Source organism: Thioalkalivibrio sp. ALRh (assembly GCF_000381425.1).
In the GTDB taxonomy this organism is placed as follows: domain Bacteria; phylum Pseudomonadota; class Gammaproteobacteria; order Ectothiorhodospirales; family Ectothiorhodospiraceae; genus Thioalkalivibrio.
The window spans coordinates 73,120-97,694 of record NZ_KB906525.1; the positions used below are offsets into that span (position 1 = coordinate 73,120).

26 protein-coding genes are annotated in these 24,575 nt (G+C 67.6%); 16 read left to right on the top strand and 10 right to left on the bottom strand.

What is annotated here, in order from left to right:
• Window positions 1-8 precede the first annotated feature (8 nt).
• From F791_RS0112205 to rnk, 3 genes are all read left to right on the top strand, one after another.
• Window positions 9-677, top strand: a complete 669-nt coding sequence (locus tag F791_RS0112205) for a thioredoxin family protein (protein ID WP_018993990.1) — start codon at window positions 9-11, stop codon at window positions 675-677.
• Window positions 678-739: 62 nt separating this feature from the next.
• On the top strand, window positions 740-1,084 hold the full coding sequence (locus F791_RS0112210) for a rhodanese-like domain-containing protein (RefSeq protein WP_018993989.1): 345 nt from the start codon (window positions 740-742) through the stop codon (window positions 1,082-1,084).
• 146 nt (window positions 1,085-1,230) lie between these two features.
• Window positions 1,231-1,641: a nucleoside diphosphate kinase regulator gene (gene rnk / locus F791_RS0112215; RefSeq protein WP_018993988.1), complete on the top strand. Its 411-nt coding sequence runs from the start codon at window positions 1,231-1,233 to the stop codon at window positions 1,639-1,641.
• A 30-nt stretch (window positions 1,642-1,671) separates the two neighbouring features.
• On the opposite strand, the gene F791_RS0112220 is transcribed toward rnk, so the two are convergent.
• Together F791_RS0112220 and F791_RS0112225 are read right to left on the bottom strand one after the other, a co-directional pair.
• A complete protein-coding gene (locus tag F791_RS0112220) occupies window positions 1,672-2,127 on the bottom strand; it encodes a rhodanese-like domain-containing protein (protein WP_018137752.1) in 456 nt (151 codons plus the stop codon).
• 68 nt (window positions 2,128-2,195) lie between these two features.
• A complete protein-coding gene (locus F791_RS0112225) occupies window positions 2,196-2,702 on the bottom strand; it encodes a heme-binding protein (RefSeq protein WP_018137753.1) in 507 nt (168 codons plus the stop codon).
• 124 nt (window positions 2,703-2,826) lie between these two features.
• On the opposite strand from F791_RS0112225, the gene aroC reads away from it, so the two are divergent.
• The gene (aroC, locus tag F791_RS0112230) at window positions 2,827-3,933 is read left to right on the top strand and encodes a chorismate synthase (RefSeq protein ID WP_018137754.1); all 1,107 of its coding nucleotides are present in this window, start codon (window positions 2,827-2,829) and stop codon (window positions 3,931-3,933) included.
• 45 nt (window positions 3,934-3,978) lie between these two features.
• Window positions 3,979-5,136: an MFS transporter gene (locus tag F791_RS0112235; protein ID WP_018993987.1), complete on the top strand. Its 1,158-nt coding sequence runs from the start codon at window positions 3,979-3,981 to the stop codon at window positions 5,134-5,136.
• Between the two features lie 18 nt (window positions 5,137-5,154).
• On the opposite strand, the gene F791_RS0112240 is transcribed toward F791_RS0112235, so the two are convergent.
• Window positions 5,155-5,589 carry an SRPBCC family protein gene (locus F791_RS0112240; RefSeq protein WP_018137756.1) on the bottom strand — a complete coding sequence of 145 codons (435 nt, stop codon included), beginning with the start codon at window positions 5,587-5,589 and terminating at the stop codon, window positions 5,155-5,157.
• Window positions 5,590-5,711: 122 nt separating this feature from the next.
• Here F791_RS0112240 and F791_RS0112245 point away from each other — a divergent pair, with 122 nt between their 5' ends.
• The 3 genes from F791_RS0112245 to F791_RS0112255 are packed head-to-tail and all read left to right on the top strand — an operon-like array spanning window position 5,712 to window position 10,459.
• Entirely contained in the window at window positions 5,712-6,164 is a 453-nt protein-coding gene (locus tag F791_RS0112245) for a hypothetical protein (protein ID WP_018174108.1), read from the top strand.
• A 30-nt stretch (window positions 6,165-6,194) separates the two neighbouring features.
• Window positions 6,195-7,322: an efflux RND transporter periplasmic adaptor subunit gene (locus F791_RS0112250; RefSeq protein ID WP_018993986.1), complete on the top strand. Its 1,128-nt coding sequence runs from the start codon at window positions 6,195-6,197 to the stop codon at window positions 7,320-7,322.
• Entirely contained in the window at window positions 7,319-10,459 is a 3,141-nt protein-coding gene (locus F791_RS0112255; RefSeq protein ID WP_018993985.1) for an efflux RND transporter permease subunit, read from the top strand. The genes F791_RS0112250 and F791_RS0112255 overlap by 4 nt, the downstream gene beginning before the upstream one ends.
• A gap of 1 nt (window position 10,460) precedes the next feature.
• Here F791_RS0112255 and F791_RS0112260 read toward each other — a convergent pair whose 3' ends face one another.
• The 5 genes from F791_RS0112260 to F791_RS0112280 form a co-directional block, all read right to left on the bottom strand.
• Window positions 10,461-10,886, bottom strand: coding sequence for a DUF1841 family protein (locus tag F791_RS0112260; RefSeq protein ID WP_018174105.1), 426 nt, complete (start codon window positions 10,884-10,886; stop codon window positions 10,461-10,463).
• 27 nt (window positions 10,887-10,913) lie between these two features.
• Window positions 10,914-11,561, bottom strand: coding sequence for an endonuclease III (gene nth, locus F791_RS0112265; protein ID WP_018993984.1), 648 nt, complete (start codon window positions 11,559-11,561; stop codon window positions 10,914-10,916).
• A 67-nt stretch (window positions 11,562-11,628) separates the two neighbouring features.
• On the bottom strand, window positions 11,629-12,066 hold the full coding sequence (locus F791_RS0112270; protein WP_018993983.1) for a hypothetical protein: 438 nt from the start codon (window positions 12,064-12,066) through the stop codon (window positions 11,629-11,631).
• A 91-nt stretch (window positions 12,067-12,157) separates the two neighbouring features.
• Window positions 12,158-15,352 (bottom strand): efflux RND transporter permease subunit, encoded by a 3,195-nt coding sequence (locus F791_RS0112275; protein ID WP_018993982.1) that lies wholly within the window; start codon window positions 15,350-15,352, stop codon window positions 12,158-12,160.
• Window positions 15,345-16,664 (bottom strand): efflux RND transporter periplasmic adaptor subunit, encoded by a 1,320-nt coding sequence (locus tag F791_RS0112280; protein ID WP_018993981.1) that lies wholly within the window; start codon window positions 16,662-16,664, stop codon window positions 15,345-15,347. Before F791_RS0112280 ends, F791_RS0112275 begins: the two co-directional genes overlap by 8 nt.
• 167 nt (window positions 16,665-16,831) lie before the next feature.
• Here F791_RS0112280 and F791_RS0112285 point away from each other — a divergent pair, with 167 nt between their 5' ends.
• Entirely contained in the window at window positions 16,832-17,380 is a 549-nt protein-coding gene (locus F791_RS0112285) for a copper chaperone PCu(A)C (RefSeq protein WP_018993980.1), read from the top strand.
• A gap of 23 nt (window positions 17,381-17,403) precedes the next feature.
• Here the strand turns inward: F791_RS0112285 and F791_RS0112290 are convergent, their stop codons facing one another.
• On the bottom strand, window positions 17,404-18,273 hold the full coding sequence (locus tag F791_RS0112290) for a peptidylprolyl isomerase (RefSeq protein WP_018993979.1): 870 nt from the start codon (window positions 18,271-18,273) through the stop codon (window positions 17,404-17,406).
• Window positions 18,274-18,275: 2 nt separating this feature from the next.
• Window positions 18,276-18,572, bottom strand: coding sequence for a YciI family protein (locus F791_RS0112295; RefSeq protein WP_018174102.1), 297 nt, complete (start codon window positions 18,570-18,572; stop codon window positions 18,276-18,278).
• A 111-nt stretch (window positions 18,573-18,683) separates the two neighbouring features.
• Here F791_RS0112295 and F791_RS0112300 point away from each other — a divergent pair, with 111 nt between their 5' ends.
• The 7 genes from F791_RS0112300 to F791_RS13250 all read left to right on the top strand — a co-directional run.
• Window positions 18,684-19,298 (top strand): L-threonylcarbamoyladenylate synthase, encoded by a 615-nt coding sequence (locus F791_RS0112300; RefSeq protein WP_018174101.1) that lies wholly within the window; start codon window positions 18,684-18,686, stop codon window positions 19,296-19,298.
• A gap of 30 nt (window positions 19,299-19,328) precedes the next feature.
• Window positions 19,329-20,690 carry a DUF945 family protein gene (locus F791_RS0112305; RefSeq protein ID WP_018993978.1) on the top strand — a complete coding sequence of 454 codons (1,362 nt, stop codon included), beginning with the start codon at window positions 19,329-19,331 and terminating at the stop codon, window positions 20,688-20,690.
• Window positions 20,691-20,734: 44 nt separating this feature from the next.
• Window positions 20,735-21,955 carry a tryptophan--tRNA ligase gene (locus tag F791_RS0112310; RefSeq protein WP_018174099.1) on the top strand — a complete coding sequence of 407 codons (1,221 nt, stop codon included), beginning with the start codon at window positions 20,735-20,737 and terminating at the stop codon, window positions 21,953-21,955.
• Between the two features lie 32 nt (window positions 21,956-21,987).
• Complete coding sequence (locus F791_RS0112315) at window positions 21,988-22,845, top strand: ScpA family protein (protein WP_012983092.1); 858 nt, start codon at window positions 21,988-21,990, stop codon at window positions 22,843-22,845.
• On the top strand, window positions 22,842-23,528 hold the full coding sequence (gene scpB / locus F791_RS0112320) for an SMC-Scp complex subunit ScpB (protein WP_018993977.1): 687 nt from the start codon (window positions 22,842-22,844) through the stop codon (window positions 23,526-23,528). Before F791_RS0112315 ends, scpB begins: the two co-directional genes overlap by 4 nt.
• A gap of 411 nt (window positions 23,529-23,939) precedes the next feature.
• Window positions 23,940-24,230, top strand: coding sequence for an IS3 family transposase (locus tag F791_RS0112325; protein WP_018993976.1), 291 nt, complete (start codon window positions 23,940-23,942; stop codon window positions 24,228-24,230).
• A partial coding sequence (locus F791_RS13250) for an IS3 family transposase (RefSeq protein ID WP_019592701.1) occupies window positions 24,230-24,575 on the top strand: 346 nt, incomplete at its 3' end. The genes F791_RS0112325 and F791_RS13250, both read left to right, overlap by 1 nt.

Here is a 24,575-nt window from a genome sequence, read left to right on the forward strand (position 1 = left end):
ACGGACTCATGAAGGTGGAACTGCTGGTGTCCGAATGGTGTGCCTCCTGTCACGATGCCGAGCGCATCTGGCGCGAGGTGGCGGAGAAGAAACAGATCGATTTCGCAGTCGTCGACATGGGGCAGCCGGAGGGGCGTCAACTGGCGACCCGGTTGCGCATACGTTCCATCCCGGCCGTGGTCGTGGACGGCGAACTCAAGCACATCGGGCTGCTGGACCGCACGGCCGCGACCGCGCTGGTCGCCGAGGCGCCGGAGCGCACGCAGAAGGCTGCACGTCATGTCGGGCTGGGGCTTTCGGCCTCCAGCCGTGCCTCGGTACTGGGCGCCATGATCTGGCTGCTGATCGCGGGTGCCGCCTTGCCGCTGGGCGGCTTCTTTCTGGATGGGGCCGCGCGTCCCGCCGCATTGCACGGCTTTACCCTCGGGTTCCTGCTGCTGCTGATCATGGGGCTGGGCGAGCACATGCTGCCGCGCTTTACCGGGCACCCGATTGCGGGTGGCTGGCTGTGGGCCTGGACACCGCAGATTCTGGTACATCTGGCTGTGCTGGGTATGGGCTTCGGCTGGCTGCTGGGCGTGCCAATGCTGACCGCGGTCGGTGCGCTAGCCGCGTTCGTCGCGCTACTGCTGTTTACGCTGCGCATCGCGCCGCTCCTGCTGCGCCCGTCCCTGTGAGGGTCCTGCTTCTGCCGAGGCGGTAGAATGCTGCACATGGGCCTTCAACGGAGCCGCTGACAGTGAGTCTTTTCGACAAACGCATCGCCGAACTGGAAGAAGAGCTGCCGCATCTGGACCCCGCGGAACTGGTCGACTGGCGCCAAACTGGGCGGTCCTTTCTGCTAGTGGATGTGCGCCAGCAGGAGGAGGCGGCCGAAGGCAGTATTGAAGGCGCGGTGAATATCCCCCGGCCCAAGCTGGAGGCCAGCATCGAATCCCACATGCAGGACCCCCAGCAGCCCGTCGTGGTGTTCTGCGGGGGCCGTGGCCGGTCCCAGCTGGTGGCGGACAGTCTGCGCGCGATGGGAATGGATGCCCGGGTCCTGCGTGGTGGCTACTCGGCGTGGCGTGACACGCAGACTTGATCGCAGGAATGCCAGTCGCGGCTGATATGGCTTTTTGGCCGGGGCTTGGCTACTCTCGGGTCTGATTCTCCGATTTGGGATTTGTCCCCGTTTTATTCAGCGCGCCTCCGGTGGGGGCGCGTTCTGCTTTATTGGAGTGTGTAAAGGTGAGTAATCCGAAGATCGTCGTCTCCAACACGGACATGGAGCGCCTGGACAAGCTGCTGGAATCGCTGCCGGACGACAGCTTTCCCGGCAAGGCCGACCTGGAGGCCGAGCTGGACCGCGCGGATGTCGTTGATTCGCGCCAGATCCCGGGTTCGGTGGTCACGATGAATTCCAGGGTCCGTTTCCGGGTGATCGAGTCCGGCGAGGAGTTCTCGCTGACGCTGGTCTATCCGCGTGACGTGGACGAGAGCGGCGGCACGTTGTCGATTCTGGCGCCGGTGGGCAGTGCGCTGCTGGGGCTGTCCGAGGGGGACGAGATCGAATGGCCGCGCCCGGGTGGCGGGAAGATGCATGTGCGCATCGAGGCCGTCGAGTACCAGCCGGAGCGCGCCGGCGAGTATCACCGCTAGCGAGTTCAGTTGCGTCAGGCGCTGACTCGCTCAGCACTGTTCCCAGGGCAGCCCGTGGTAGCGCCAGCCGCCGCGGGTGGAACGCTGGTGGTGTTCGTCCAGCGGTCCTTCAAAACCTTCTTCCACCGAGTACACGTTCTCGATACCGGCATCGACCAGGGCCTGGCCAGCGGCCAGCGTGCGCTTGCCGCTGCGGCAGATCAGGTAGAGCGCGGGGGCATCCTCGCTGTGATCCTCGGCCCCGCCCAGCAGCAGCTTGCGTACCTGGGGCACGAAGTGAGGATTCACGGTCCAGTCCGGTTCGTCGATCCACGGGATATGGATGGCGCCCTGCGGGTGCCCGACGAACAGGAATTCCATCGTGGAGCGGATGTCGATCAGCAGGTCGCGCGGGCGCTCCTGCAGCCGCTGATGCGCCTCCTGCGGGCGGATCCGGCGTACGCCGGGCGCGGGAACCGTCTTCTGATTGGCGAGAGGGTCTTCCATTCAAGCTCCGGACGCGGGTGGGCGGCCATCCCTGGCCGCGCGCCCCGATCCCTGGGGTTGCAATGGCATTACATCGCGAAGTCGAGTCGTTCCTGGACCGAGTCTAGCGCGGCCTGGGCACATTCTTCATCCAGATCACCACCGGGAGCACCGGACACGCCCACCGCGCCGATCATGCTGCCGGCCACCTCGATCGGCAGCCCGCCGGCCAGCATGATGATGCCGTCCACGTGGTTCATCTCCATGCGGATTTCTTCGCGGTTGTCGCGGAAGCTGCCGGAACTGGTGCCGGACATGACTGTGGCGCGGGCCTTGTCGCCGGCAATCTGGATAGTCTGCACGGCCGCCAGATTGTCGCGCATTACGGAGCGATCGTTCCCGGCGCGGTCAACGACCACGGCGCTGGTCTGGTGTCCCTTCTCGCGGCAGGCCAGCACCGCGGCCTCGGCGATGTCGTTGGCCAGTTCCATGCTCATCATGCGCTGGTTGAACACGTCGGCCTGGGCCACGCTGGCCAGTCCCAGACAGGCCGCGGCGGCGGTACCGGCGGCCAGACGCTTGATCGAACGCGACATATCCATCTCCTGTCTTTTGTTATGGGTGCTGCGCTGCCGATCATGGCAGAAACATCTTGGCTTTGCTGCCCGGTCGGGCTCGCGACAGGCGACAGCACCGCGCGGCGCGGATACACTATCGCGCATGTCGGGAAACAGCTTTGGGCGACTGTTCGTCGTCAGTACCTTTGGTGAGAGTCACGGGCCGGCCCTGGGCGCGGTGGTGGACGGCTGTCCGCCTGGTCTGGAGCTTTGCGAGGCGGACCTGCAGTTTGATCTGGATCGCCGCCGGCCGGGACAGTCGCGCCACACCACCCAGCGCCGCGAGCCGGACCAGGTGCGCATTCTGTCCGGGGTGTTCGAGGGCCGAACGACCGGCACCCCGATCGGCCTGCTGATCGAGAACGTCGATCAGCGCTCCAAGGACTACAGCGAGATCATGGATCGCTTCCGCCCGGGGCATGCGGACTACACCTATCACCGCAAATACGGCTCGCGCGATTACCGCGGCGGCGGGCGCAGCTCCGCGCGCGAGACCGCGCTGCGTGTCGCGGCGGGTGGCATCGCCCGGCGCTACCTCCAGCAGCGCTACGGGATCGAGATCCGTGGCTGGCTGTCACAGCTGGGCCCGATCGAGCTGGAGGCGAAGCAGCCGGAGATCGTCAACGACAATCCGTTCTTCTGCCCCGACCCGGACAAGGTCGCAGAGCTGGAGGAATACATGGATGCCCTGCGCAAGTCCGGCGATTCGATTGGCGCGCGGGTGACCGTCGAGGCTGTCGGTGTGCCGGCAGGCTGGGGCGAGCCGGTGTTCGATCGCCTGGATGCGGAACTGGCGCATGCGCTGATGAGCATCAATGCGGTCAAGGGTGTGGAGATCGGGGCCGGCTTCGAGTCGGTGACCCAGCGGGGTACCGAGCACCGTGACGAAATCACCCCCGACGGCTTCCTGTCGAACCACGCCGGCGGCGTGCTGGGCGGGATCAGCACCGGCCAGGCCGTGCGTGCGAGCATCGCGCTCAAGCCGACCTCGAGCATCCGTCTGCCCGGACGCAGCATCAACACCGCCGGCGAACCGGTGGAGGTGGTCACCAAGGGCCGCCATGACCCCTGCGTAGGCATCCGCGCGACCCCGATCGCGGAGGCGATGATGGCACTCGTGCTGATGGACCATGCCCTGCGCCATCGCGGACAAAACGCCGACGTCGGTGACACCGGTCTGCCGGAACTGCGCGACCTGCCGCACGACTGATATGGGCGCGCTCCGTCGTGCCCGCATCGCCGGGGGTCCGCTCCGGTGATCCCCAGCGCACGCCTGTCCACGGTCTACTTCTTCTATTTCGCGAGCCTCGGCGCGTTCATGCCGTTCTGGGGCCCGTATCTGTCCGAGGCCGGCTTTAGCGGATCGCAGATCGGCGAGTTGATGGCGATCGTGCTCGCCACCAAGATCATTGCACCCAACGTCTGGGGCTGGCTCGCGGATCGCGCCGGCGCGCACATGCCGATCACCCGCTGGGGGGCCTTTGGCGGTGTGGTCGCCTTTGCCGGGGTGCTGCTGTACACCGGCTACTGGTGGCTGGCCGTGGTAATGGCCGCCTTCAGTTTTTTCTGGAATGCGATCCTCCCGCAGTTCGAGGCGACCACCATGCGTACGCTGGGTCGCGATGCCCATCGCTACGCGCTGGTCCGGTTGTGGGGGTCGGTCGGGTTTATCGTGGCGGTCGCGCTGCTGGGCTGGGCGTTCGACCAGATCGACATCGCCTGGCTGCCCTGGATCGTCCTCGGGATCTTCGCCACCCTCTGGCTGACGACCCTCTGGGTGCGCGAGCCGGTGCGCGACCTGGATCAGGACAACAACGTCCCGGCGCTGGTGGCAGTACTCAAGCGGCCCGAGGTGATCGCGCTGTTTGTGGCCTGTTTTTTCATGCAGGCGAGCCACGGCCCGTACTACGCGTTTTTCACGCTGTATCTGGAGGAGGCCGGGTTCTCGCGCGCGGTGGCCGGCCAGCTGTGGGCGCTCGGGGTCGCGGCGGAGGTGGTCCTGTTCCTGCTGATGCCGAGGCTGATCCTGCGCTTCGGCGCCTGGTTCCTGGTGTCGGTGGCACTGGTGCTGACCACCCTGCGCTGGGGGCTTCTGGCCGCCATACCTGACTCGCTGCCCATGCTGCTGTTTATCCAGGCCCTGCATGCGGCGAGTTATGGCGTTTATCACGCGGCCGCCATCTCGCTGATCCATTACTTCTTTCCCGGGCGCCTACAAGGGCGCGGGCAGGCCCTGTACTCTTCCCTGGCATTCGGGATGGGTGGTGCCAGCGGAAGCCTGGTCGCGGGCTACCTCTGGGATGGCATCAGCCCCGCCTCGGTCTATGTGTTCGCGGCGTTTCTGGCGGCGGCTGGCGTGCTGGCCTCGGTATACGGGGAGTGGCGACACAAGACGCCAGTACGCACGCCATAGGCCGCGCCGCTTGAAGCGTCAGGCGCGCCCGTTCTCGGCATCGAGCCGGCGTTGCACACGGGTCATCAACTGACCGGAGACGCGTTCGACCAGCGAGTTCGCGGCACGGCGCACCGCGGCCTCCAGCAGCGGGCTGCCCAGGCGGTATTGCAGCTCGAACTCCACCTGCGTGTGGCCGGGTTCGCCCGGACTCAGCCGGTAGCTGCCCCGATTCTGGATACCGCGGATCGAGCGCCAGGCAAAATACTCCGGGCGCGCCGCCTCGCAGACCTCCACATCGAAGTGCAGCTTCATCCCCGCCGCGCGGATGGTCCAGCGGTAGCGCGCGCCCCCCAGCGGCTCGATATGCTCGACGTTGTCGCACAGATCGACAAAGTTGGGCACATGGCTCAACAGGTCGAAGACCTGCTCCGGTTCCGCGTGGAGAGAGGTGTTGTGGGTGAGCTGACGCATCGTCCGGCTGCCGGGAAGGTTGAGCGGTACTTGCTGATCAGAGGCTCGCGCAGGCCGTGGGTTCCATGCAAGCGAGTCTGCGGCGGGCTACGATGACGGTTCACCCCCCACCGGTTACCGCGATGTCCGCCCCGTCCGCCGAACCCGAGTTTCTCAAGCGCTTCCAGGCGGGCAGCACCGGCGTGCTGCACTGGACTGACCTGGAAGCCTTGTGGGCGCGGCTGCGCGAACGGGCGGACGACCACTGGTATATCTATGCCGTGGGCGATGCAGTGCCCCAGGCGCCAGTGCCGGCGGATGATTTCCGGCGCTTCCTGGAGGAGGTCGATCACTTGCTGCGGCAGGACCACGACGAAGATTACTGCGGCATCGTCTATGTCGACGATCGTGATGCCCCAAGCTTCGTGAAGATCTTCGACCCGAACCACTTGGGGGCCAGTTGCGGGTCCTCGGGGCTGAGGATACTGCCCGGCTGGGTACTCTCGCGGGTCCCGCCCGTGGATCTGCAGGCAGCGATGCCGCCGACCGGCAGCCGCCGGCGCTGGTGGCAGCGCCTGTTCGGTGGGGCAAAATGAGTACAGCCGGCACACAGGGGAGACGGGGCGATGGCTGATTCCTGGTGGCAGCGCCTGCGCGGGCAGGGGCGCGTGCTGTTCGCGCTGGGCATCCTGCTGCTGGTGATCGTCTGGATCGCCTCCGGGATGTTCGGGCGCGAGGCCGACGAGGCGCCACGGGCGGCCGAGCCGCAGCCGATGGCGGTGGCCGTGACCACGCTGGAGGCGGACCCGGTGGAGCGCCTGCTGGTGCTGCAGGGGCGAGTAGAGCCGGATTTGCGCGTGATGGTGCGCGCCGAGACCGCCGGCCAGGTGGCCGAGTGGGAGGTGGCCCGCGGGGCACGCGTGGCCGCCGACGTACCCCTGGCGCGACTGCGCATGGACGACCGCGAGGCGCGCCGGCGCCAGGCGATCGCGCGGCTGCGCGGGGCCGAGAGCGAATACGAGGCCGCCCAGCGGCTGCACGATCAGGGCCATGTATCTCGCACCCAGCTGGAGGCCCGCGAGGCCGAGCGCGAGGCCGCCCGGGCGGAGCTGGAGGCGATCGAGCTGGATATCCGCAACACGCGCATTATCGCCCCGGTGGACGGGGTGGTGAATCAGCGCCTGGCGGAGCGGGGCGACTTCGTGGCACGTGGCGACCCGGTGGCGGAGATCGTGGACAACGACCCGCTGCTGGCGGTGGTGCATGTGCCGCAGCACCAGATCGGGCGCGTGGAGCCGGGCCAGGCGGCGCGCATCCGCTTCCTGGACGGGCGCCGCGCCGAGGGCGAGGTCCGGTTCGTCTCGCGGGTGGCCGAGGTCGGCACCCAGACCTTCCGCGTGGAGGTCGAGGTCCCGAATGCCGACGAGGCGCTGCCCTCCGGGATCAGCGCCGGGGTTGAGATCCCGACCGAGACGGTCGCGGCGCACAAGCTCTCGCCGGCCTGGATGGGACTGGACGACAACGGCCGGGTCGGGGTGAAGACAGTGGATGACGACGACCGGGTGGTCTTCCACGCAGTCGAGGTGATCCGCGCCGCCACCGATGGCGTCTGGGTCACCGGGTTGCCGGAGCGCGCACGGGTGATCACCATCGGCCACGGCTTCGTGACCCCGGGCGAGACCGTCCGGCCCCGGTCCACCGAGGCATCGACGGGCGCGGCCGGGCCGGAACCGGTGGGCGGGGCGCTGCCGTGAAGGCCCTGATCGCCTGGGCGGTAGAACACGCCCGGACGGTGCTGCTGTTCCTGCTGCTGATCCTGGTACTGGGCGCGACCGCCTACCAGGTGGTGCCCAAGGAGGCGGCCCCCGAGATCGACATCCCCATCTTCTTCGTGTCCGTGCCGTATCCGGGGGTCAGTCCGGAGGATGCCGAGCGCCTGATGCTGCGCCCGCTGGAGCGCGAACTGCAGACCCTGCCCGGGGTGGACGAGATGCAGTCCTGGGCCGGCGAGGGCTTTGCCCTGGTGCGGCTGGACTTCGAGCCCGGCTGGGACAACCGCCGGGCCCTGTCGGACCTGCGCGAGGAGGTCGACCAGGTGCGCCCGGAACTGCCCGCCGGGGCCGAGGACCCGAGCGTCTCCGAGGTCGACCTGTCGCTGTTCCCGGTGCTCACGCTGAACCTGTCCGGGCCGCTGGACGAGCGCACGCTGGTGCGTCTGGCGCGCGACCTGCGCGACCGCGTGGAGGCGATCCCCGGGGTGCTGGAGGCGGATGTCGGCGGCGACCGCGAGGAGCAGATGGAGGTGCTGGTCGATCCGCTGGTGCTGGAGACCTTCGAGCTGTCGTTCGACGAGCTGACCCGGGCGATCGAACGCAATAACCGTCTGGTCGCGGCTGGGGCGCTGGACACCGGGGCCGGGCGCATCCCGCTGCGGGTGCCGGGCACCATCGACGATGTCGACGACGTGCTGGATACCGCGATCCGGGTGGAGGGCGACGCGGTGGTGCGGGTGCGCGATGTCGCCGAGGTCCGCCAGAGCTATCTGGACCCGGAAGGCTTCACCCGCATCGACGGCCAGCCCTCGGTGTCGCTGGAGATCCGCAAGGCCTCGGAGGCCAACATCCTGGAGGTGGTGGCGGCCGCGCGCGCGACCATCGAGGCGGCGCGTGCCGACTGGCCGGAGACGGTCGAGGTCACCTACCTGCAGGACATGGCGCGCGATGTCGACGACTTGCTGGGCGATCTCGAGAACAGCGTGATCGCTGCGGTGCTGATCGTGGCGCTGGTGATCCTGGCGATGATGGGGGCGCGCGCGGCGCTGCTGGTGGGGGTGGCCATCCCCGGGGCCTTCCTCGGTGGCATCCTGGCGATCTATCTGATGGGCTTCACGCTCAATGTGGTGGTGCTGTTCGGGCTGATCCTGGTGGTCGGCATGCTGGTGGACGGTGCGGTCGTGGTGGTGGAGCTGGCCGACCGCTATGTGGCCGAAGGCATGCCGCGGCGGGATGCCTTCCGCGCCGCGGCGCAGCGTATGTCCTGGCCGATCACCACCGCGATCGGGACCACGCTGGCGGTGTTCGCGCCGATGCTGCTGTGGCCCGGTATGGTCGGCGAGTTCATCGTCTATCTGCCGGCCACGGTGATCGTGACCCTGATCGCCTCGCTGGCGATGGCGCTGGTGTTTATCCCGGCGCTGGGGGCCGTGATCGGCCAGAGCCGGCCGATCAACGCGGCCCAGACGCGCTACGTGCGCGCGGCCGAGGACGGCCGCTATGACGAACTGCAGGGCCTGACCCGCGCCTACATCCGCCTGCTGCAGCCGCTGGTGCGCCGCCCCGTCTGGACGCTCGCGGCCACGCTGGCGCTGGTGGCCGCCGCCTATGCGCTGTACGCCCAGCAGGGGCGCGGGGTGGAGTTCTTCCCGCAGGTGGAACCAGACTTCGTGCAGGTGCAGGTACAGGCGCGCGGCGACCTGTCGGTGTGGGAGGCGGACGCACTGGTGCGGCAGGTGGAGGGGCGCCTGCAGGGGGTGCCGCAGATCCAGCATGTCTATGCGCGGACCATCGGTACCCAGCTCGGGCGGCTGCAGGGCGACTACCCGGAAGACCTGGTCGGGCTGATCCAGCTGGAATTGATCGCCTGGCGCGAGCGCCCGCCGGCGGCCGCGATCATCGAGGACCTGCGCCAGCGTACCGCCGACCTGCCGGGCATCCGCCTGCAGTTTCGTGCCCAGGAACGAGGGCCACGAGAGGGTCGGCCGATCGTGGTCGAGGCCTCCAGTCGCCACGCCGATCGCATTGCGCCGGTGATCCGCGAGATCCGCAGTGCGATGGACGAGCTGGGCGGCTTCGAGGACGTGACCGACGACCTGCCGCTGCCCGGGGTGGAACTGGAGGTGCGCTTCGATCGCACGCAGGCGGCGCGCTTCGGCGTGGACGTGCCGTTGCTGGGCGAGGGCGTGCAGTTGCTGACCCGCGGCATCCAGCTCGGCAGCTACCGCCCGGACTACAGCGACGAGGAGGTCGATATCCGCCTGCGCCTGCCGGCGGAGCAGCGCCACCTGCAGCAGCTGGCCACCCTGAACCTTCCCGGCGCGACCGGGCTGGTGCCGCTGGCGCATTTCGCGGAACTGGTGCCGGTTCCGGCCACCGGCCTGATCAAGCGCCGCGACGGTGACCGCGCCTACACCCTGGAGGCGGATGCGGCCAGCGGCTTTCTGGTGGACGAGCGTCAGCGCGCGCTGGAGGCGCGCATCGCCGGGATGGACCTGGACCCGGACGTGCAGCTGCGGTTTCGCGGCCAGGCCGAGGAGCAGGCCGAGGCGGCGCGCTTCCTGCTCGCGGCCTTCGCGCTGTCGCTGTTCCTGATGCTCGCGATGATGGTTACCCAGTTCAACCGGTTCTCGCAGGCGCTGCTGGTGATGTCGGCGATCGTGTTCTCCACCGCCGGGGTGTTGCTGGCCCTGCTGCTGCGCGGCGAGCCATTCGGCATCGTGATGAGCGGGATCGGGGTGCTGGCACTGGCCGGGATCGTGGTGAACAACAACATCGTGCTGATCGACACCTACAACGAGCAGCGTCGACGCGGGCTGGATGCCCTGGAGGCGGCCCTGCGCGCGGCGGCCCAGCGCATGCGGCCGGTGCTGCTGACCGCGATCACCACCATCCTCGGCCTGATGCCGATGGTGCTGGCCTGGACCGTGGATTTCGCCGGAAGGGATTTCTACGTCGGGGCGCCGGTGACCGGCTTCTGGGTGCAGCTCGCGACCGCGATCGCCGGTGGCCTGTTTGTCGCCACGCCGCTGACGTTGCTGTTCACGCCTGCGATGCTGGTGCTGCTGGATCGGCTGGGGCTGGACCGGCGGCCCGCGCCAGAGCCGCAGCGCGCCTGAGTCAGCGCCCGGCGAGCTGGCGCAGGCACTCCATGTAGGCGTTCTGGTCTGGCGCCACGTTGTTGCGCTGCGCCTCCCACAGGGCCTGGCCCAGGCACTCCATCATCCGGTGCTCGGCGTCCATCACCCCGAAGCGGGCGCACAGGCCCTGGTGCAGGGCGTGGATACCCTCTGGGCGGTCGGTGCGGGCCTGGTCGCGCAGGCTCAGGTGCATCGCCATGTGCAGGAACGGGTTGGAGGTGCCCAGCTCCGGCGGGAATTCGCCAGTCAGCGCGGTCTCGCGGTCCTTGATGAATTCGTGGTACTCGGGGTGTTCCGAGATCACGTCCACCAGCTGCTGTTCCAGGTCGGTCAGCGTCTCGCCGGCCTGCGCCTTGTGCCAGGCGTCGACGAACTGGGTGCGGATCTGGTCGCGGTTGCCGTACATGGGGGTTCCTCGAAGGTATGGGGGCGGTCAGGCCCCGGCTGGGGGTGGCGTCTTCGCCTTGTACTCGCACAGGTCCTCGATCGGGCAACGCCAGCATTCGGGCTTGCGCGCCTTGCAGACATAGCGTCCGTGCAGGATCAGCCAGTGGTGGGCGTCCTGCAAATAGGGCTTTGGCGTCAGCCGCATCAGCCGCTTCTCGACCTCCAGCACGTTCTTGCCGGGCGCCAGTCCGGTGCGGTTGGCGACCCGGAAGATGTGGGTGTCCACCGCGATGGTGGGTACGCCGAAGGCGGTATTCAGGACGACGTTCGCGGTCTTGCGGCCCACCCCCGGCAGGGCCTCCAGCGACTTGCGGTCGCGCGGAACCTCGCCGCCGTGCTGGTCGACCAGGATGCGGCAGGTCTTGATCACGTTCTCGGCCTTGGCGTTGTACAGGCCGATGGTCTTGATGTGTTCCTTTAACCCGTCCAGCCCCAGCGCGAGGATCGCCTCGGGCGTGTTGGCGGCGGGGTAGAGGCGGCGGGTGGCCTTGTTCACGCCGACATCCGTGGCCTGGGCCGACAGGATGACTGCGATCAAAAGTTCGAAGGGCGTGTTGTATTCGAGCTCGGTGGTCGGCTCGGGGTTCGCCGCCTTCAGGCGTTCGAAGATGGCTTCACGCTTCGCGGCGTTCATTAATCAGTGTTTCCCTAAACAAACCGGCCCCGCAGGGCGGGGCCGGATGCTGCGGCAAGGCTGCCGATCAGACGTGGCGGAACAGACCGACGTCCGGGGCCGCTTCGCGCGGGTTGGACTCGGCTTCCTTCTCCAGGTCCTTGATCATCTTGGCGTGCTTCTCTTCGAGATCGTGCATCGCCTTTTCGTCCATCTTCGGGAAGATGACGTCGCGAATGAACGAGCCCAGCTCGTCCAGGCAGCTCGGCCAGTACTTGCCGTTCAGATGGAACGCGTGGTGGGCATGGGTGCCCATCGGATAGCTGTCGAACTTGGTGATCATGGTGTAGGAGAGGTCGGCGTCCTTCTCGACGAAGTCCTTGGCCCAGTCGTACCACCACTTGTAGTACTTCTCCTGCAGGTCCTCGTTGAACCCGTGGTTTTCGAAAAAGGCGGCGATGGTGCCGCGCGGGGCGAGGCCGTAGCGCGTGCCGCGCTTACCAGCAAACGGGAAATGTCCAGCCATGCCTATCTCCTGGGACGTTTGGATTGCCGGGGCCAGGCCCCGGTGAAACGGAATTCGTGGCGCCGGAAGTTTACTCGCTGGCGAGCGAGAATCAAGAAACAGGTGTCTCGGTGGCCTCCGCGCGCCCGAAGCGCCCCTCGTACAGGCGCAGCAGGGCGGGGATCACGAACAGCACCAGCAGGGTCGCGAAGGCCAGTCCGAACACGATCGAGATCGCCATCGGGATCAGGAACTGGGCCTGCACCGAGCGCTCGAACAGCAGGGGTGTAAGCCCGGCGATCGTGGTGACCGAGGTCAGGATGACCGCGCGCAGGCGCTGACAGGCGGCCTCTACGATCGCCTCGCGCAGAGCGAGTCCGGTCTCCCGCAGCCCCTGGTAGAAGCTGACCAGGATGATCGAGTTGTTGACCACGATCCCGGTCAGTCCAAACAGGCCGAACAGTGACAGGATGGTGAGCTCCACACCCATCACCCAGTGCCCGAACAGTGCGCCGAGAATCCCGAACGGGATGATTGCCATCACGATCAGCGGCCAGCCCCAGGAGGCGAACACCCAGGCCAGCACGATGTACATCAGCCCCAGCGCCAGCAGCAGGCCCATCCGCATGTCGGCAAAGGTCTCTTCCTGGTCGGCCGCGCGCCCTTCGAAGGAGTACTCGACGCCATAGCGGGCAGCCAGCTCGTCCAGCGGCCCGTCCTCGAGTGCCGCCCGGATACGGGCGGCGTTGTTCACCGCCCGATCCACCTCGGTCGAGACCTGAATGGCCAGCCGCGTATCGGCGTGGCGCAGGGTCTCGAACCCCTGGCGTGAACGCAGTTCCACGACGTCGTCCAGTGGCACGAAGGCCCCGTCCGGCAGGCGCAGGTTCAGCCGCTCCAGGCTCTCGCTGCGGTGGCGCTCGCCATCCGGCAGTCGTACGCGCACCTCCACTTCCTCCAGCCCGTCCTGATAGAGCTGGGCGAGGTAGCCATCAAAGGCGTTGCGCAGCTGCAACCCGACCGATTCGGTCGTCAGCCCGACCGCGCGGCCCTCGGGCTTCAGCTGGAATACGAACTGCTCGCGCCCGAACGGGGTGTCGTCGCTGGTGGCGAACGTCCCGGGGAAGTCGTCCAGCATGTCGGCCAGTTCCAGCGCCGCCTCCTTCAGTACATGCGGGTCGTCCCCGGTCAGGCGGATATCGAGGTCACGCCCGGGCGGACCGGTCTGGCGCTCGTCGATGGAGAAGTTCTCGATTCCCGGGGCCTGGCGGATGCGGTCCTCCCATTCGCGGATGAACTCGCGATTGCGCACGGTCCGTTCTTCCGGCGAGACCAGTTCCACCTGGATGTTGCCGAACTGCTCCCCCTTGGGCGCATTGCCATCGCCCGGGTCGATCCCCTTGCCGAGGCGGGTCACGGAGGTGCGCACGAGGTTGCCGCCCAATGCCTCCTCGGTCTCCTCAAGAGCGCGCTCGGCGTGGATCAGGAACGACTCCACCCGCTCCGGCGGGGTGCCGGCGACGAAGTTCACCCCGGCGTTGACGATGGTGCCCTCGGGCGAGGGGAAGAAGGTGAAGCCGATGCGGCCACTGGCGGCCAGACCAATGGCCAGGATCAGCGCGCCCACGGCCAGTGCCAGGGTGACGCCCGCGTGGTCCACCGAGTGCGTAACAGCGCGGCGGAACGGGCCATTTCTCAGCCGTTCGAAGCCGGCGTCGAAGCGTGCCCGCAGGCTGTTCGGGGCGGGCTCCTTGAGCCGATGCATCACACCCTTCAGGTGGGCCGGCAGGATCAGGAACGCAATCAGCAGGGTTGCCACGATCACGCAGATCACCACCAGCGGGATGTCGAACAGGATGTTTCCGATTACCCCGCCGATCAGCATCAGCGGCATGAAAGCGGCGACCGTGGTCAGCGAGGCTGCGATCACCGGACCGACCATGCGCCGGGCGCCGTCGCGTGCGGCCCGGCCCGCGTCCAGCCCGCGCTGGTGCAGGCTGTAGGCATGCTCCGAGACCACGATCGCGTTGTCGACGATGATCCCCAGCGACATGATGAAGCCGAACAGCGAGATCATGTTGATCGAGCCGCCCACCAGCCACAGCACGACAAACGCGGCGGTGAACGCGATGGGGATGCCCAGCGCCACGCGTAGCGCGACATGCCGGTTGAGGAACAAAAACAGAATCCCCAGCACCAGCATCAGGCCGCCGAGGCCGTTTTTCAGCAGCAGGTTGATGCGCTCGGCCAGCAGTTCCCAGAAGGCATCCATCACCTGGAGATCCACGCCCGGGGGCAGGGCGGGTTTGGTCTCCTCCAGCCAGTCTTCGAGGACGCGCGCGGCCTCCAGCGAGTCACCCGTCTCCGAGCGCAGCAGCTGCATCTCGATAGCGGGCTTGCCGTTGGCACGGGTGCGTACCTCGCCATCGCGCGGGCGCAGTTCGATGTCGGCGATATCGCCCAGCCTGATCCGCCCCAGATCGGTGTCGCCGCGCAGGATCAGCCGCTCGAAGCCGACAACATCGCGGGCCTGCTCCAGGCTGCGAATCTGGCGCGCGGTATCGTCGCGCCCGACCGAGCCGGCGGGGAAGTCCTGCGCCATCTCGCGGATCTGCGCACCGATCTGGTCCAGCGTCATGTCCAGTCGATAGAGCTCGCGCGCCGGCACCTGGATGGCCATCTCGTCTTCAGTCAGCCCGGTGAACTCGATCTGGGCGATCCCGGCATCTAGCAGTTCACGTTCGAACTGCCGGGCCAGCCGGCGCAGCTGCTGCGGGTCTTCCGGGCCGGTGATCAGCAGCCGCGCCACGGGCTCGTAGCGGATGATCCGTTTGACCACCGGGGTTTCCGCGTCTTCCGGCAGATTGCGCTGCTGGTCGACGCGGTCGTTGACCTGCTCGGCGGCCCGCGTCATGTCGGTGCCCGCCTCGAACTCCAGCGTGACCACGCCAACGCCCAGCGCAGAGGTCGAGGTCATGTTGCGCAGGCCGTCCACGGTGCGCAGGTCCTGCTCCAGGGGATCGATGATCGCCTGTTCCACGTCCTCCGCGCTGGCGCCGCTCCAGACCACTTCCACGACCATGAAGTCCAGTTCGAAGTTCGGGAAGAACTGGGTGTTCAGCTTGGTCAGTGCGAACGCCCCGGCCAGCAGCATCAGCGCAATCAGCAGATTCGCGGCCAGGCGGTGTTCCAGGAACAGCTGAATCGGACCACGCGGTGGCTGGCCGTTGTCGCGCGATCCCCCGCCGGGCATCGGGCGCTCGTTCGGGCCGTCGCCGGCGCGCTGGCCGGGATCGGCGTCAGTCATCGTTCGGGTCCTGTTCCCCGTTGCTGTCGGAGGCGCGCGGGATCGCGGCATCGCGGTCCGGGCGTTCGCCGGGCTCCTCGACCTCGACCTTCAGCCCGTCCACGGCATTTGGCAGGCGGGTGGCGACCAGGATGTCGCCCGTCTCCAGATCCGGGTGACGGATTAGCGCCCGGACGTCCCCGGCGTCGGTCACGAACTCGCCGAGGCGCTCGATCCGCAACGACTGCATGCGGCCATCGACGACGCGGAAGACCTGGTCTCGGCCATACAGGGCCTCGTAGGGCACGGCCACGCTGTCGGCCTCGGCCGGTAGCCGCAGCGTCAGCTCGACGAAGCGGTTTAGGTTCAGCGCCGAATGACCCTCGCGTACCTCGAAGACGCCGCGCGTCCCGGCTTCGCCCGCGCGCGTCTCGCCTTCCAGGCGTGCCAGTTCCGTGCGCACCGTGCGCCCGCCCACCCGGGCATGGGCAGTCAGCTCCTCGCCCGCGTCCAGCAGTTCCTCGATGCGCGGCAGGATGTAGGCCGGGATGCTGGCGCGAATCTCCAGGTCGTCGAGCGCGAACAGGCGCACCAGCGGGTCGCCCGGGCGTGCACGCTCGCCGACGGCCACCTCGACTTCGACTATCCGGGCATCGAAGGGTGCGGTGATCGTGGTGCGCTCGAGATCGATGCGCGCCTGATCCTCGGCAGCCCGCGCGCGCTCCAGGCGGGCCTCTGCCTGGGCCATGCGCATCGGGGCATCGGCAATCGCCTGCTCGCGGTTGTCCAACGTCAGGCTGGCCTGTTCCAGGGCCTCCCGGGCTGTGTCCACGTCGGTCTCGGAGCCGAGATCGCGTTCGCGCAGGTTCTGCGCCCGGCGCAGCCCACGCTCGGCGATCTCCAGGAGTTCGCGTTCGCGCACCAGGGCCTCGCGATCGAAGCGGGCGCGGATCTCCTCGCTCTCTTTTGCGCCCTCGAGCTCACGGCGTTCGGCCGTGCGCTGGACGAGCAGCAGTTCCGCCTCGCGCGGGTCGATGCGCAACAGGGTTTCGCCAGCCTCCATGCGCGCCCCGATCCGGGCTGGGACGGCTTCGATTTCGCCCTCCACGGCTGCGCGCAGGGTGGCCGTCTGGGCCGACGCGCTGCGCCCGTTCAGCAGGATGCCTGGGTGGTGTTCGCCCAACTCGGCCACCAGCCCCTGCACCGGCCAGGTGCGCTCGGTGGCCTCCGGCGCAGGCGCCTCGGGGCCCGTCGCACGCAATACGAGGAAGCCCACGATCGCAGCGGCGAGGATCAGCAAGGGGGGCAGGGCACGTCGAAGAAGGCGCGGCATGGTGTTCTCGGTCGGATGGGGCAGGGCCGGTCGGTTGGAGGCACTAAAGGGTCGGAGGGTTCCTTCCCGGCGCGTTATTCTAAGCGAATTGTCTGTGTGCGCGACCCCGCCTCCTCGATGATCCTCGCTGGGTTAGTATGCGGCCAGCCACAAATCTGGAGAGCGCGATGATGAAACTCGGCGTATTACGAAATCTCGGGGCCGTCGCCCTGGTCCTTGGCCTCGGTGTGGGCGGTGGTACCACGATGGCCGAGGAGGCCCCGGAGGCGTGCGAATGCCTGGAAGGGCTGGAGATGGAAGGCACGCCATGGGTGCGCCTGGTACCGGGGGATACCACCGCCGGCTACCTGGAGCTGCGCAATACCGGCGGGTCCGATCGCCGCATCGTGGCCGCCGAGTCGCCGATCGCCGAGACTACCGAATTGCACGAGCACACCCACGAGGATGGCGTGATGCGCATGCGCGAGGTCGAACACCTGGATCTGCCCGCGGGCGAGGCCCTGGTGCTGGAGCCGGGCGGCCTGCACCTGATGTTCATCGGTCTGCACGAGCCGCTGACGGCCGGTGACTGGGTCGCCGTACGTGTGACCTTTGAGGACGGCGAGACCATGGATCTGCACATGCAGGTCCGCCGCGGCGAGGCCGAGGGGGGTGCCGGGCACGATCACATGGAACACGATGACGCGGGTCACGGGCACGGCGGTCACGGGCACTGACGCGCCCGCCCGAACGGGCCGAATCAGTTCTCCGGCCGGTTCGGGATCTCGATCGTCGCCTCGGCGCGCAGGGCCTCCAGCTTTTCCTGAATGGCGCGGCTTTCCAGGATCTCGATGATCTCGGCGCGCACCTCGTCCAGCGGCGGGACTTCCACCTCGCGGGTGTCGTCCAGACGGATCAGGTGCCAGCCAAACTGGGACTGCACGGGCGCATCGGTGGTCTCGCCGCGCTCCAGGGCCTCGGTGGCGGCGGCGAATTCCGGCACCATGCCATCGGGCGTGAACCAGCCCAGGTCTCCGCCCCGAGCGGCGGATCCCGGGTCGATGGAGTGCTCCTCGGCCAGCTCCGCAAAATCCGTCCCGTCGTCCAGTTGTGCCAGCAGCTCGCGCGCGCTGTCTTCGTCCTCGACCAGGATGTGACGCGCGCGGTACTCCGTGCCGCGCAGGTATTCGACCTGGCGCTCGTATTCCGCTTCCACGTCCTCTTCGCTGATCTCGAGCTCCTCGGCGATGCGCTCCATCAGCATCGAAGCCAGCAGATTGGTCTCGACCATCTTCAGGATGCGCTGGATCTCGGGGTCGTCGCCCAGCCCGCGCTTCAACGCCTCCTGGCGTAGCAGCTCCAGGCTGATGACCTCGTCCAGCACACCTTCGCCCTGCGTGGCCAACCCCGGATCCTCGTCCATGCCGGCATAGGTGAACAGGTCGGCGCGGGTGATCGCACGATCGTTAACGATGGCCACCGTGTCCTCGTCATCGGTATCGGTGATGACCGTGTCGAGCTCGCTAGCCTCTTCGTCGGGCAGCGGCAGACCCTCGTCGCCATTCCCGCAGGCGGCCAGAAGGCCCGCGAGGGCGAGAGTGGCAACGAGCGCGGCGGGACGGGTACGCATGATCAAAACACCTGCTTGAAAGGACGAACGTCCACCGAGGTATAGACCCCCGCGGCGACATAGGGGTCGGCGTTGGCCCAGTCGTGGGCGGCCTCCAGCGACGGAAACTCGGCCACGATCAGGCTGCCGGTGAACCCGGCGGGGCCCGGGTCGTTGCTGTCAATCGCCGGCAGCGGACCGGCCAGGACCAGGCGACCGGCGTCGTGCAGCGCCTGCAGGCGGGCGACGTGTTCCGGCCGCGCGGCGAGGCGGGCATCCAGCGAGTCGGGCGCGTCCTGGCCCTGGATCATGTAGAGCATTGATCGGCGTCTCCGTGGGTTGGGACGTAAATTCTAACGCAGCCAGACCGCCTTATAAGCGGCGCCCACCATGCGCTACACTGCGCGCCTTGTCATCAGTGGCCCGACTTCATGATCGCGATACACCCCGAAAACCCGCAGCCCCGGTTGGTCCGGCAGGTCCTGGATCGGCTGCACGAGGGCGCCGTGATCGCGATCCCGACCGATGCCTGCTATGCCCTGGCCTGTTTGCCGGGCGACAAGGCCGGCGCCGACCGTATCCGCCGCATTCGCCAGGTCGACGAGACCCATCACCTCACGCTGCTGTGCCGGGATCTCTCGGAGCTTGGCGTCTATGCCAAGGTCGACAACACGGCCTTTCGCCTGATGAAAGGCCTGACGCCCGGGCCCTATACCTTCATCCTGCCGGCCACGCGCGAGGTGCCGCGCCGCCTGCAGCACCCCAAGCGGCGCACCATTGGCCTGCGCGTTCCGGACAGCCGCATCGTCTCGGCGCTGCTGGAGGAACTGGGATCGCCGCTGATGACCGCGACGCTGCAACTGCCGGGCGAGGATCTGCCGCTGAGCGAGCCCTGGGTGATCGACGAGCGGCTGTCAAAGGTCGTGGACGAAGTCGTCGATGGCGGGGCCGGCACCCTGGAGCCGACGAGCGTGATCGACCTGACCGGTGACGTACCGGAGATCATCCGTCACGGTGTCGGCGACGTGGCGTTTCTTGAGGAATAGCAGGGGCATGGAGGCCCGGGGAGATGCGTGATGCGTAAATGGATCGTGCTGGTACTGGTGTTGCTGATCGTGGTCGCCGCCTGGCCGGTGTTTGTCGGTGGGCAGGTCGAGCGCAACGTGACCGAGGCCCAGCAGGCACGCATCGGCGAGGTGGATCTGCGCCACGAGATGGTCGAATACCGGCGCAGCTATCGCACCGCGACCGCTCGCAGCGAGCTGACGCTCAATGACGGCGAGACCGAACTGGTCATTCCGCTGGAACATCGGGTACGCCACGGCGTGCTCGGCGCCCGCGGCGAATCGAACGTGGACCTGGGTGCCCTCGAGGCCCCGGAGGGCTCGCTCGCGGCCCATCTGCTGCACGAGCTCGATCTGGTCGTGCAGACGCACGCCGGCATGGGTGGTCGTCTGACTACGCGTGTGCAGTTCGAGCCCCTGACGCTGGACCTGATGGAGGTCCCGGATGTGGCCGACCGTGTTGATGGCGAAGGGCCGTTGTGGCTCGAGCTGGATGCGGGCCAGGGGCGCTTTGCCTGGTCGGCGGAGCAGCTGCTGCTGAGCCTGGACCTGCCCGCACTGCGTCTGAATGACGACGAGGCGGACCTGCGAGTGGAGCAGGGCCGTTTTGCGACCGTGTTTGAACCAGACGAGGATGGCATCTACGGCCGCCTGCCCGATTACGAGGGCGGCCTGGCGGCCGCGCAGCTGCGCTTTCGCGACGAGCAGGGCGAGATGGAGCTGACCCGGCCGCGGGTGAATGCCTTCCAGAAGACCAATAACGATCGCCTGGACAGCCGCCTGCGCCTGGAGATCGACGAGGTCCGCCTGCGCGAGGCGGACGCCGACGTGCTGGAACTCGAGACTGTCGATCTCCAGTTTGCGATGCTGCGCTGGGATCGCCCGGCACTGCTGCAGATGATCCAGGACCTGGAGGTGTTGCAGGAGCGTGACCTCGAACGCGGGCAGCGTCTGGCGCTCGGCGGGTCGGTGATCACCGATGCGATCGAACGCATGATCGAGCATCGGCCGGCGGTCGAGCTGAAGGCCTCGTTCAATGAATCCCCCGCGCATCAGGTGGCCCTGGAGACCGAACTGGGCCTGCGCGGTGATGCGCGCGGCTTCCGCACCCGGCCACTGGAGACCCTGGTACTGGACAGCGAGCTGCGGCTCGGGCTGGAATGGGTCCGCGAGTTCGACGCGGCCTATCCCGACGCGGAGCTGGACGAGCGTCTCCATGCCCTGGCGGCGCAGGGCTGGCTGCAGCGCGACGCCGATGCCGAGCTCTGGCGCGGGCACCTGAATATGGAAGACGGTCGGGTGTACGTGAACGAACGCGATCGTACGGCGGCCCTGTTGGGCATGCTGTTTGCCTTGTCGGGCGGTATGTTCTGAATCGTGCCCAACGAACCCCACGAATAACGGAGAAGGAACCACTCGTGACCAGCAACCAGGGAACGAACCAGCGCGTGATCTCGGGCATGCGCCCGACCGGGCACCTGCATCTGGGCCATTATCACGGCGTCCTGAAAAACTGGATCGAGCTGCAGCACAACTACGAGTGCTTCTTCTTCGTCGCCGACTGGCACGCGCTGACCACGCACTACGAAGACCCGGGTGATCTGCAACAGCATGTCACCGAGATGGTGATCGACTGGCTGGCGGCCGGGGTGAGTCCCGGCTCCGCCACGCTGTTCGTGCAGTCGCGCGTGCCGGAGCATGCGGAGCTGCACCTGCTGCTGTCGATGATTACCCCGCTCGGCTGGCTGGAGCGCGTGCCCACGTACAAGGACCAGCAGGAACAGCTGCGCGAGAAGGATCTGGCGACCTACGGCTTTCTGGGGTACCCCGTGCTGCAGAGCGCGGATGTGCTCGCCTACCGCGCCGGCATGGTCCCGGTTGGCGAGGATCAGGTATCGCATCTGGAAGTCACGCGCGAGATCGCGCGCCGCTTCAACCATCTCTATGGCCGCGAGCCGGGGTTTGCGGAGAAGGCCGAGGCCGCGGTCGACAAGATGGGCAAAAAGGCCGCCAAGCGTTACCGCGACCTGCGCAAGCGTTTCCAGGAGCACGGCGAGGACGAGGCGCTGGAAGTGGCCCGGGCCATGCTCGAGTCGCAGCAGAACATCTCGCTGGGGGATCGTGAACGCCTGTTCGGCTACCTTGAAGGTGGTGGCAAGATCATCCTGCCGGAGCCCCAGGCCAAGCTCACGCCCACTGCGAAGATGCCGGGGCTGGACGGGCGCAAGATGTCCAAGAGCTATGGCAACACCATCAGCCTGCGCACCGAGCCGGCCGAGGTGGAAAAACTGATCCGCACCATGCCGACCGACCCGGCGCGCGTGCGCCGTACTGATCCCGGCACGCCGGAGAAGTGTCCGGTCTGGGACCTGCACCTGGTCTATACCGACGAGGCCAGCCGTGCCGAGCTGCACGAGGGCTGCACCTCGGCCGGGATCGGCTGCATCGACTGCAAGCGCCCGCTGATCGAAGAGGTGCAGGCGGAACTGGAGCCGATCCAGCAGCGCGCCAAGGAGTATGCCGAGGACCCGGCCCTGGTGCGCTCGATCATCGTCGAGGGCTCCGAGGCCGCGCGCGAAGAGGCGCGCGAGACCCTGGAAGAGGTACGCCGCGTGATGGGCCTGGATTACCTGCGATGACCCCATTCGGGAAGCTCCCACCGAGATGAGCCATGGACCCGCGCGATGAGCTGACGGACCTGGAGAACTCCGCGACGGTCGAGACCGGAGCGGAAGGCGAGTTTGTCTATCGCGTGCATGGCGAGCCGGTGGCCGAGCTGCCGGCCGATCTGTATATCCCCCCGGATGCACTGGAGGTCTTCCTCGAATCGTTCGAAGGTCCGCTGGACCTGTTGCTGTACCTGATCCGCCGGCAGAACCTCGACATCCTCGCCATCCCGATCGCCGAGATCACCCGTCAGTACATGGCGTATATCGAGGTCATGCGCGCGCTGCGCCTGGAGCTGGCCGGCGAGTATCTGGTGATGGCGGCGCTGCTTGCCGAGATCAAGTCGCGCATGCTGCTCCCGCGCCCGGTGCAGGCTGACGCGGACGAGGACACGGATCCGCGCATGGCGCTGATCCGGCAGCTGCAGGAATACGAACAGTTCAAGACCGCGGCCGAACGGCTGGACGAGATCCCGCGCATGGACCGCGACGTGTACGCCGCCGCTGCCAGCGTCGAGGCACTGGAGGGGCCGCCACCCCCGGCCCCCACGATGGACGAGTTGATGGAGGCCCTGGCCGCCGTGATGCATCGGGCCAGCCTCTCCGCACACCATCACATCTCCACCGAGCAGTTGTCGGTGCGCGAGCGCATGAGCAGTATCCTCGAGGTCCTGCACCCGGAGCGCTTTACCGACTTCGTCACGCTCCTGCTCGCCTCTGAAGGGCGCCAGGGCGTGGTGGTTTCGTTTCTCGCCGTGCTGGAGCTGACCAAGTCCGGCCTGGTGGAGTGGGGCCAGAGCGAACCCTACAGCCCGATTCGCCTGCGCCGTCGGGGTGGCCGGCCGGACACGGAGGATGCATGAACGACGTCACCAGCCCTGAGGCCCCGCAAGCCGCTACCGAGATCGACACCGACACGCTCGGTGCCATCGAACTCGCGATCGAGGCGGTCCTGTTTGCCGCCGCCGAGCCGGTCGCGCCGCGCGACCTGAAGGCCGCCTGCGAGGACCTTGGCGAGATCGATCAGCCGACCCTGGACCAGGCGATTGGCCGGCTGCAGGAGCGCTATTCGGATCGCGCCATCGAGCTGGTGCGCACCGCTGGCGGCTACCGCTTCCGGGTGCGGGCCCGCTTCTCGGCCACGGTGCAGGCGGCGCAGCCCGAACGCCCCGCGCGGCTGTCGCGCGCGCTGCTGGAGACGCTCGCGATCATTGCCTATCGCCAGCCGGTGACGCGCGCCGAGATCGAGGCGGTACGCGGCGTGGCAGTCAGCTCCGGCATCATGCGTACCCTGCAGGAGCGCGAATGGGTACGCGTGGTAGGGCACAAGGAGGTGCCCGGTCGGCCTGCGCTGTATGCGACGACGCGGACGTTCCTCGACGACCTGGGCCTGAAGCGGCTGGAGGAGCTGCCGCCGCTGGACGCGATCCGCGACCTGGCGGACGTCGCCTCCGACGCGGGCTTCACCCTGGCACCGCCCGAGGACGACGCCAATGGCCAGCTCCGCCTCGAGCCCGCCCCCGAATCCGACGACGACACCCGCTAGCCGTCGGCGCTTCAAGGCTGGCCCTGGTTCGGCGTCCGGTGTTTATGTGCCTTCGGTCCGCATACTGCCGTGCGCTCACTCGCGAGCGTGCCGCGAGGTACTTCTTTGCTCGTGCAAAGAAGTACCCAAGAAACACGCCCGACTGCCGCGACCCCGGCCCGCTGTGCGGGCCGGGGTTTCCCTCGCTCCGAGGGTTTTCGCGGGCGGCGCTGAAACTCGCTGCGCTACGCTCCGCTCAGACAGTCAGCGCCTCTCTTCCCGCGAAAACCCTCTCCACTCGGCGCGACGACAACGGGGGTGAAGGTCAAGGCAACAGCTGTCCCGGCGATTGTGCTTATGGATGGTGTGCTGGTCTAATTTTCGTGGACACCTCGATCGGTGGAATGATTGGGATCTGATCGAGGAGACGATATGGGACGCAGGAATTTTGATCCGGAGTACAAGCTTCGGGTGGCCCGGATGGTGGTGGATGAGGGCCAGAATGTGCCGCAAGTGGTGCGGGACACCGGGGTCGGCGAGACGGCCGTTCGACGCTGGGTCGAGCAGCTCAAGGCGGATCGCGCTGGAGAAGCCGGCGACGGCCGGCCCCTGACGCCGGAGCAGCGGCGAATCCGGGAGCTGGAGGAAGAGAACCGTCGGCTGCGGGAAGACAAGGCGATCCTAAAAAAGGCCTCCGCCTTCTTCGCCCGGGAACTGAAGTGATGCATCGCTGCATCACGACCCTGACGGAGAAGGCTTCGGTGCAGCGGGTCTGCGATCTGCTGGAGGCGAGCCGTTCGGGCTACTACGCGGCGCAGACGCGCGGCCGGCGACTGCGCCGGCCTTGTGCGCTGGGACAGCGGGTCAAGGAGGCGTTCGAACAGTCGGAGTGGACCTACGGCAGCCGCCGTGTGCAGGCGGCGCTGCGGTCGGATGGCGTTGAGGTCGGCCGCTACCGGGTCCGCCGTCTGATGCGGGAGCAGGGGCTGCGCCCGGTCTGGAAGCGGGCGTTCGTGGTCACCACGCAGCGGGATGAGGCTGCGCCGGTGGTGGCGAACCACCTGGACC

Coding starts and splice junctions, on each gene's coding strand:
- F791_RS0112205 (WP_018993990.1), top strand. CDS start 9: ATGAAGGTGGAACTGCTGGTGTCCGAATGGTGTGCCTCCTGTCACGAT.
- F791_RS0112220 (WP_018137752.1), bottom strand. CDS start 2,127: ATGGAAGACCCTCTCGCCAATCAGAAGACGGTTCCCGCGCCCGGCGTA.
- F791_RS0112225 (WP_018137753.1), bottom strand. CDS start 2,702: ATGTCGCGTTCGATCAAGCGTCTGGCCGCCGGTACCGCCGCCGCGGCC.
- aroC (WP_018137754.1), top strand. CDS start 2,827: ATGTCGGGAAACAGCTTTGGGCGACTGTTCGTCGTCAGTACCTTTGGT.
- F791_RS0112240 (WP_018137756.1), bottom strand. CDS start 5,589: ATGCGTCAGCTCACCCACAACACCTCTCTCCACGCGGAACCGGAGCAG.
- F791_RS0112245 (WP_018174108.1), top strand. CDS start 5,712: ATGTCCGCCCCGTCCGCCGAACCCGAGTTTCTCAAGCGCTTCCAGGCG.
- F791_RS0112250 (WP_018993986.1), top strand. CDS start 6,195: ATGGCTGATTCCTGGTGGCAGCGCCTGCGCGGGCAGGGGCGCGTGCTG.
- F791_RS0112260 (WP_018174105.1), bottom strand. CDS start 10,886: ATGTACGGCAACCGCGACCAGATCCGCACCCAGTTCGTCGACGCCTGG.
- nth (WP_018993984.1), bottom strand. CDS start 11,561: ATGAACGCCGCGAAGCGTGAAGCCATCTTCGAACGCCTGAAGGCGGCG.
- F791_RS0112270 (WP_018993983.1), bottom strand. CDS start 12,066: ATGGCTGGACATTTCCCGTTTGCTGGTAAGCGCGGCACGCGCTACGGC.
- F791_RS0112275 (WP_018993982.1), bottom strand. CDS start 15,352: ATGACTGACGCCGATCCCGGCCAGCGCGCCGGCGACGGCCCGAACGAG.
- F791_RS0112280 (WP_018993981.1), bottom strand. CDS start 16,664: ATGCCGCGCCTTCTTCGACGTGCCCTGCCCCCCTTGCTGATCCTCGCC.
- F791_RS0112285 (WP_018993980.1), top strand. CDS start 16,832: ATGATGAAACTCGGCGTATTACGAAATCTCGGGGCCGTCGCCCTGGTC.
- F791_RS0112290 (WP_018993979.1), bottom strand. CDS start 18,273: ATGCGTACCCGTCCCGCCGCGCTCGTTGCCACTCTCGCCCTCGCGGGC.
- F791_RS0112295 (WP_018174102.1), bottom strand. CDS start 18,572: ATGCTCTACATGATCCAGGGCCAGGACGCGCCCGACTCGCTGGATGCC.
- F791_RS0112300 (WP_018174101.1), top strand. CDS start 18,684: ATGATCGCGATACACCCCGAAAACCCGCAGCCCCGGTTGGTCCGGCAG.
- F791_RS0112305 (WP_018993978.1), top strand. CDS start 19,329: ATGCGTAAATGGATCGTGCTGGTACTGGTGTTGCTGATCGTGGTCGCC.
- F791_RS0112315 (WP_012983092.1), top strand. CDS start 21,988: ATGGACCCGCGCGATGAGCTGACGGACCTGGAGAACTCCGCGACGGTC.
- scpB (WP_018993977.1), top strand. CDS start 22,842: ATGAACGACGTCACCAGCCCTGAGGCCCCGCAAGCCGCTACCGAGATC.
- F791_RS0112325 (WP_018993976.1), top strand. CDS start 23,940: ATGGGACGCAGGAATTTTGATCCGGAGTACAAGCTTCGGGTGGCCCGG.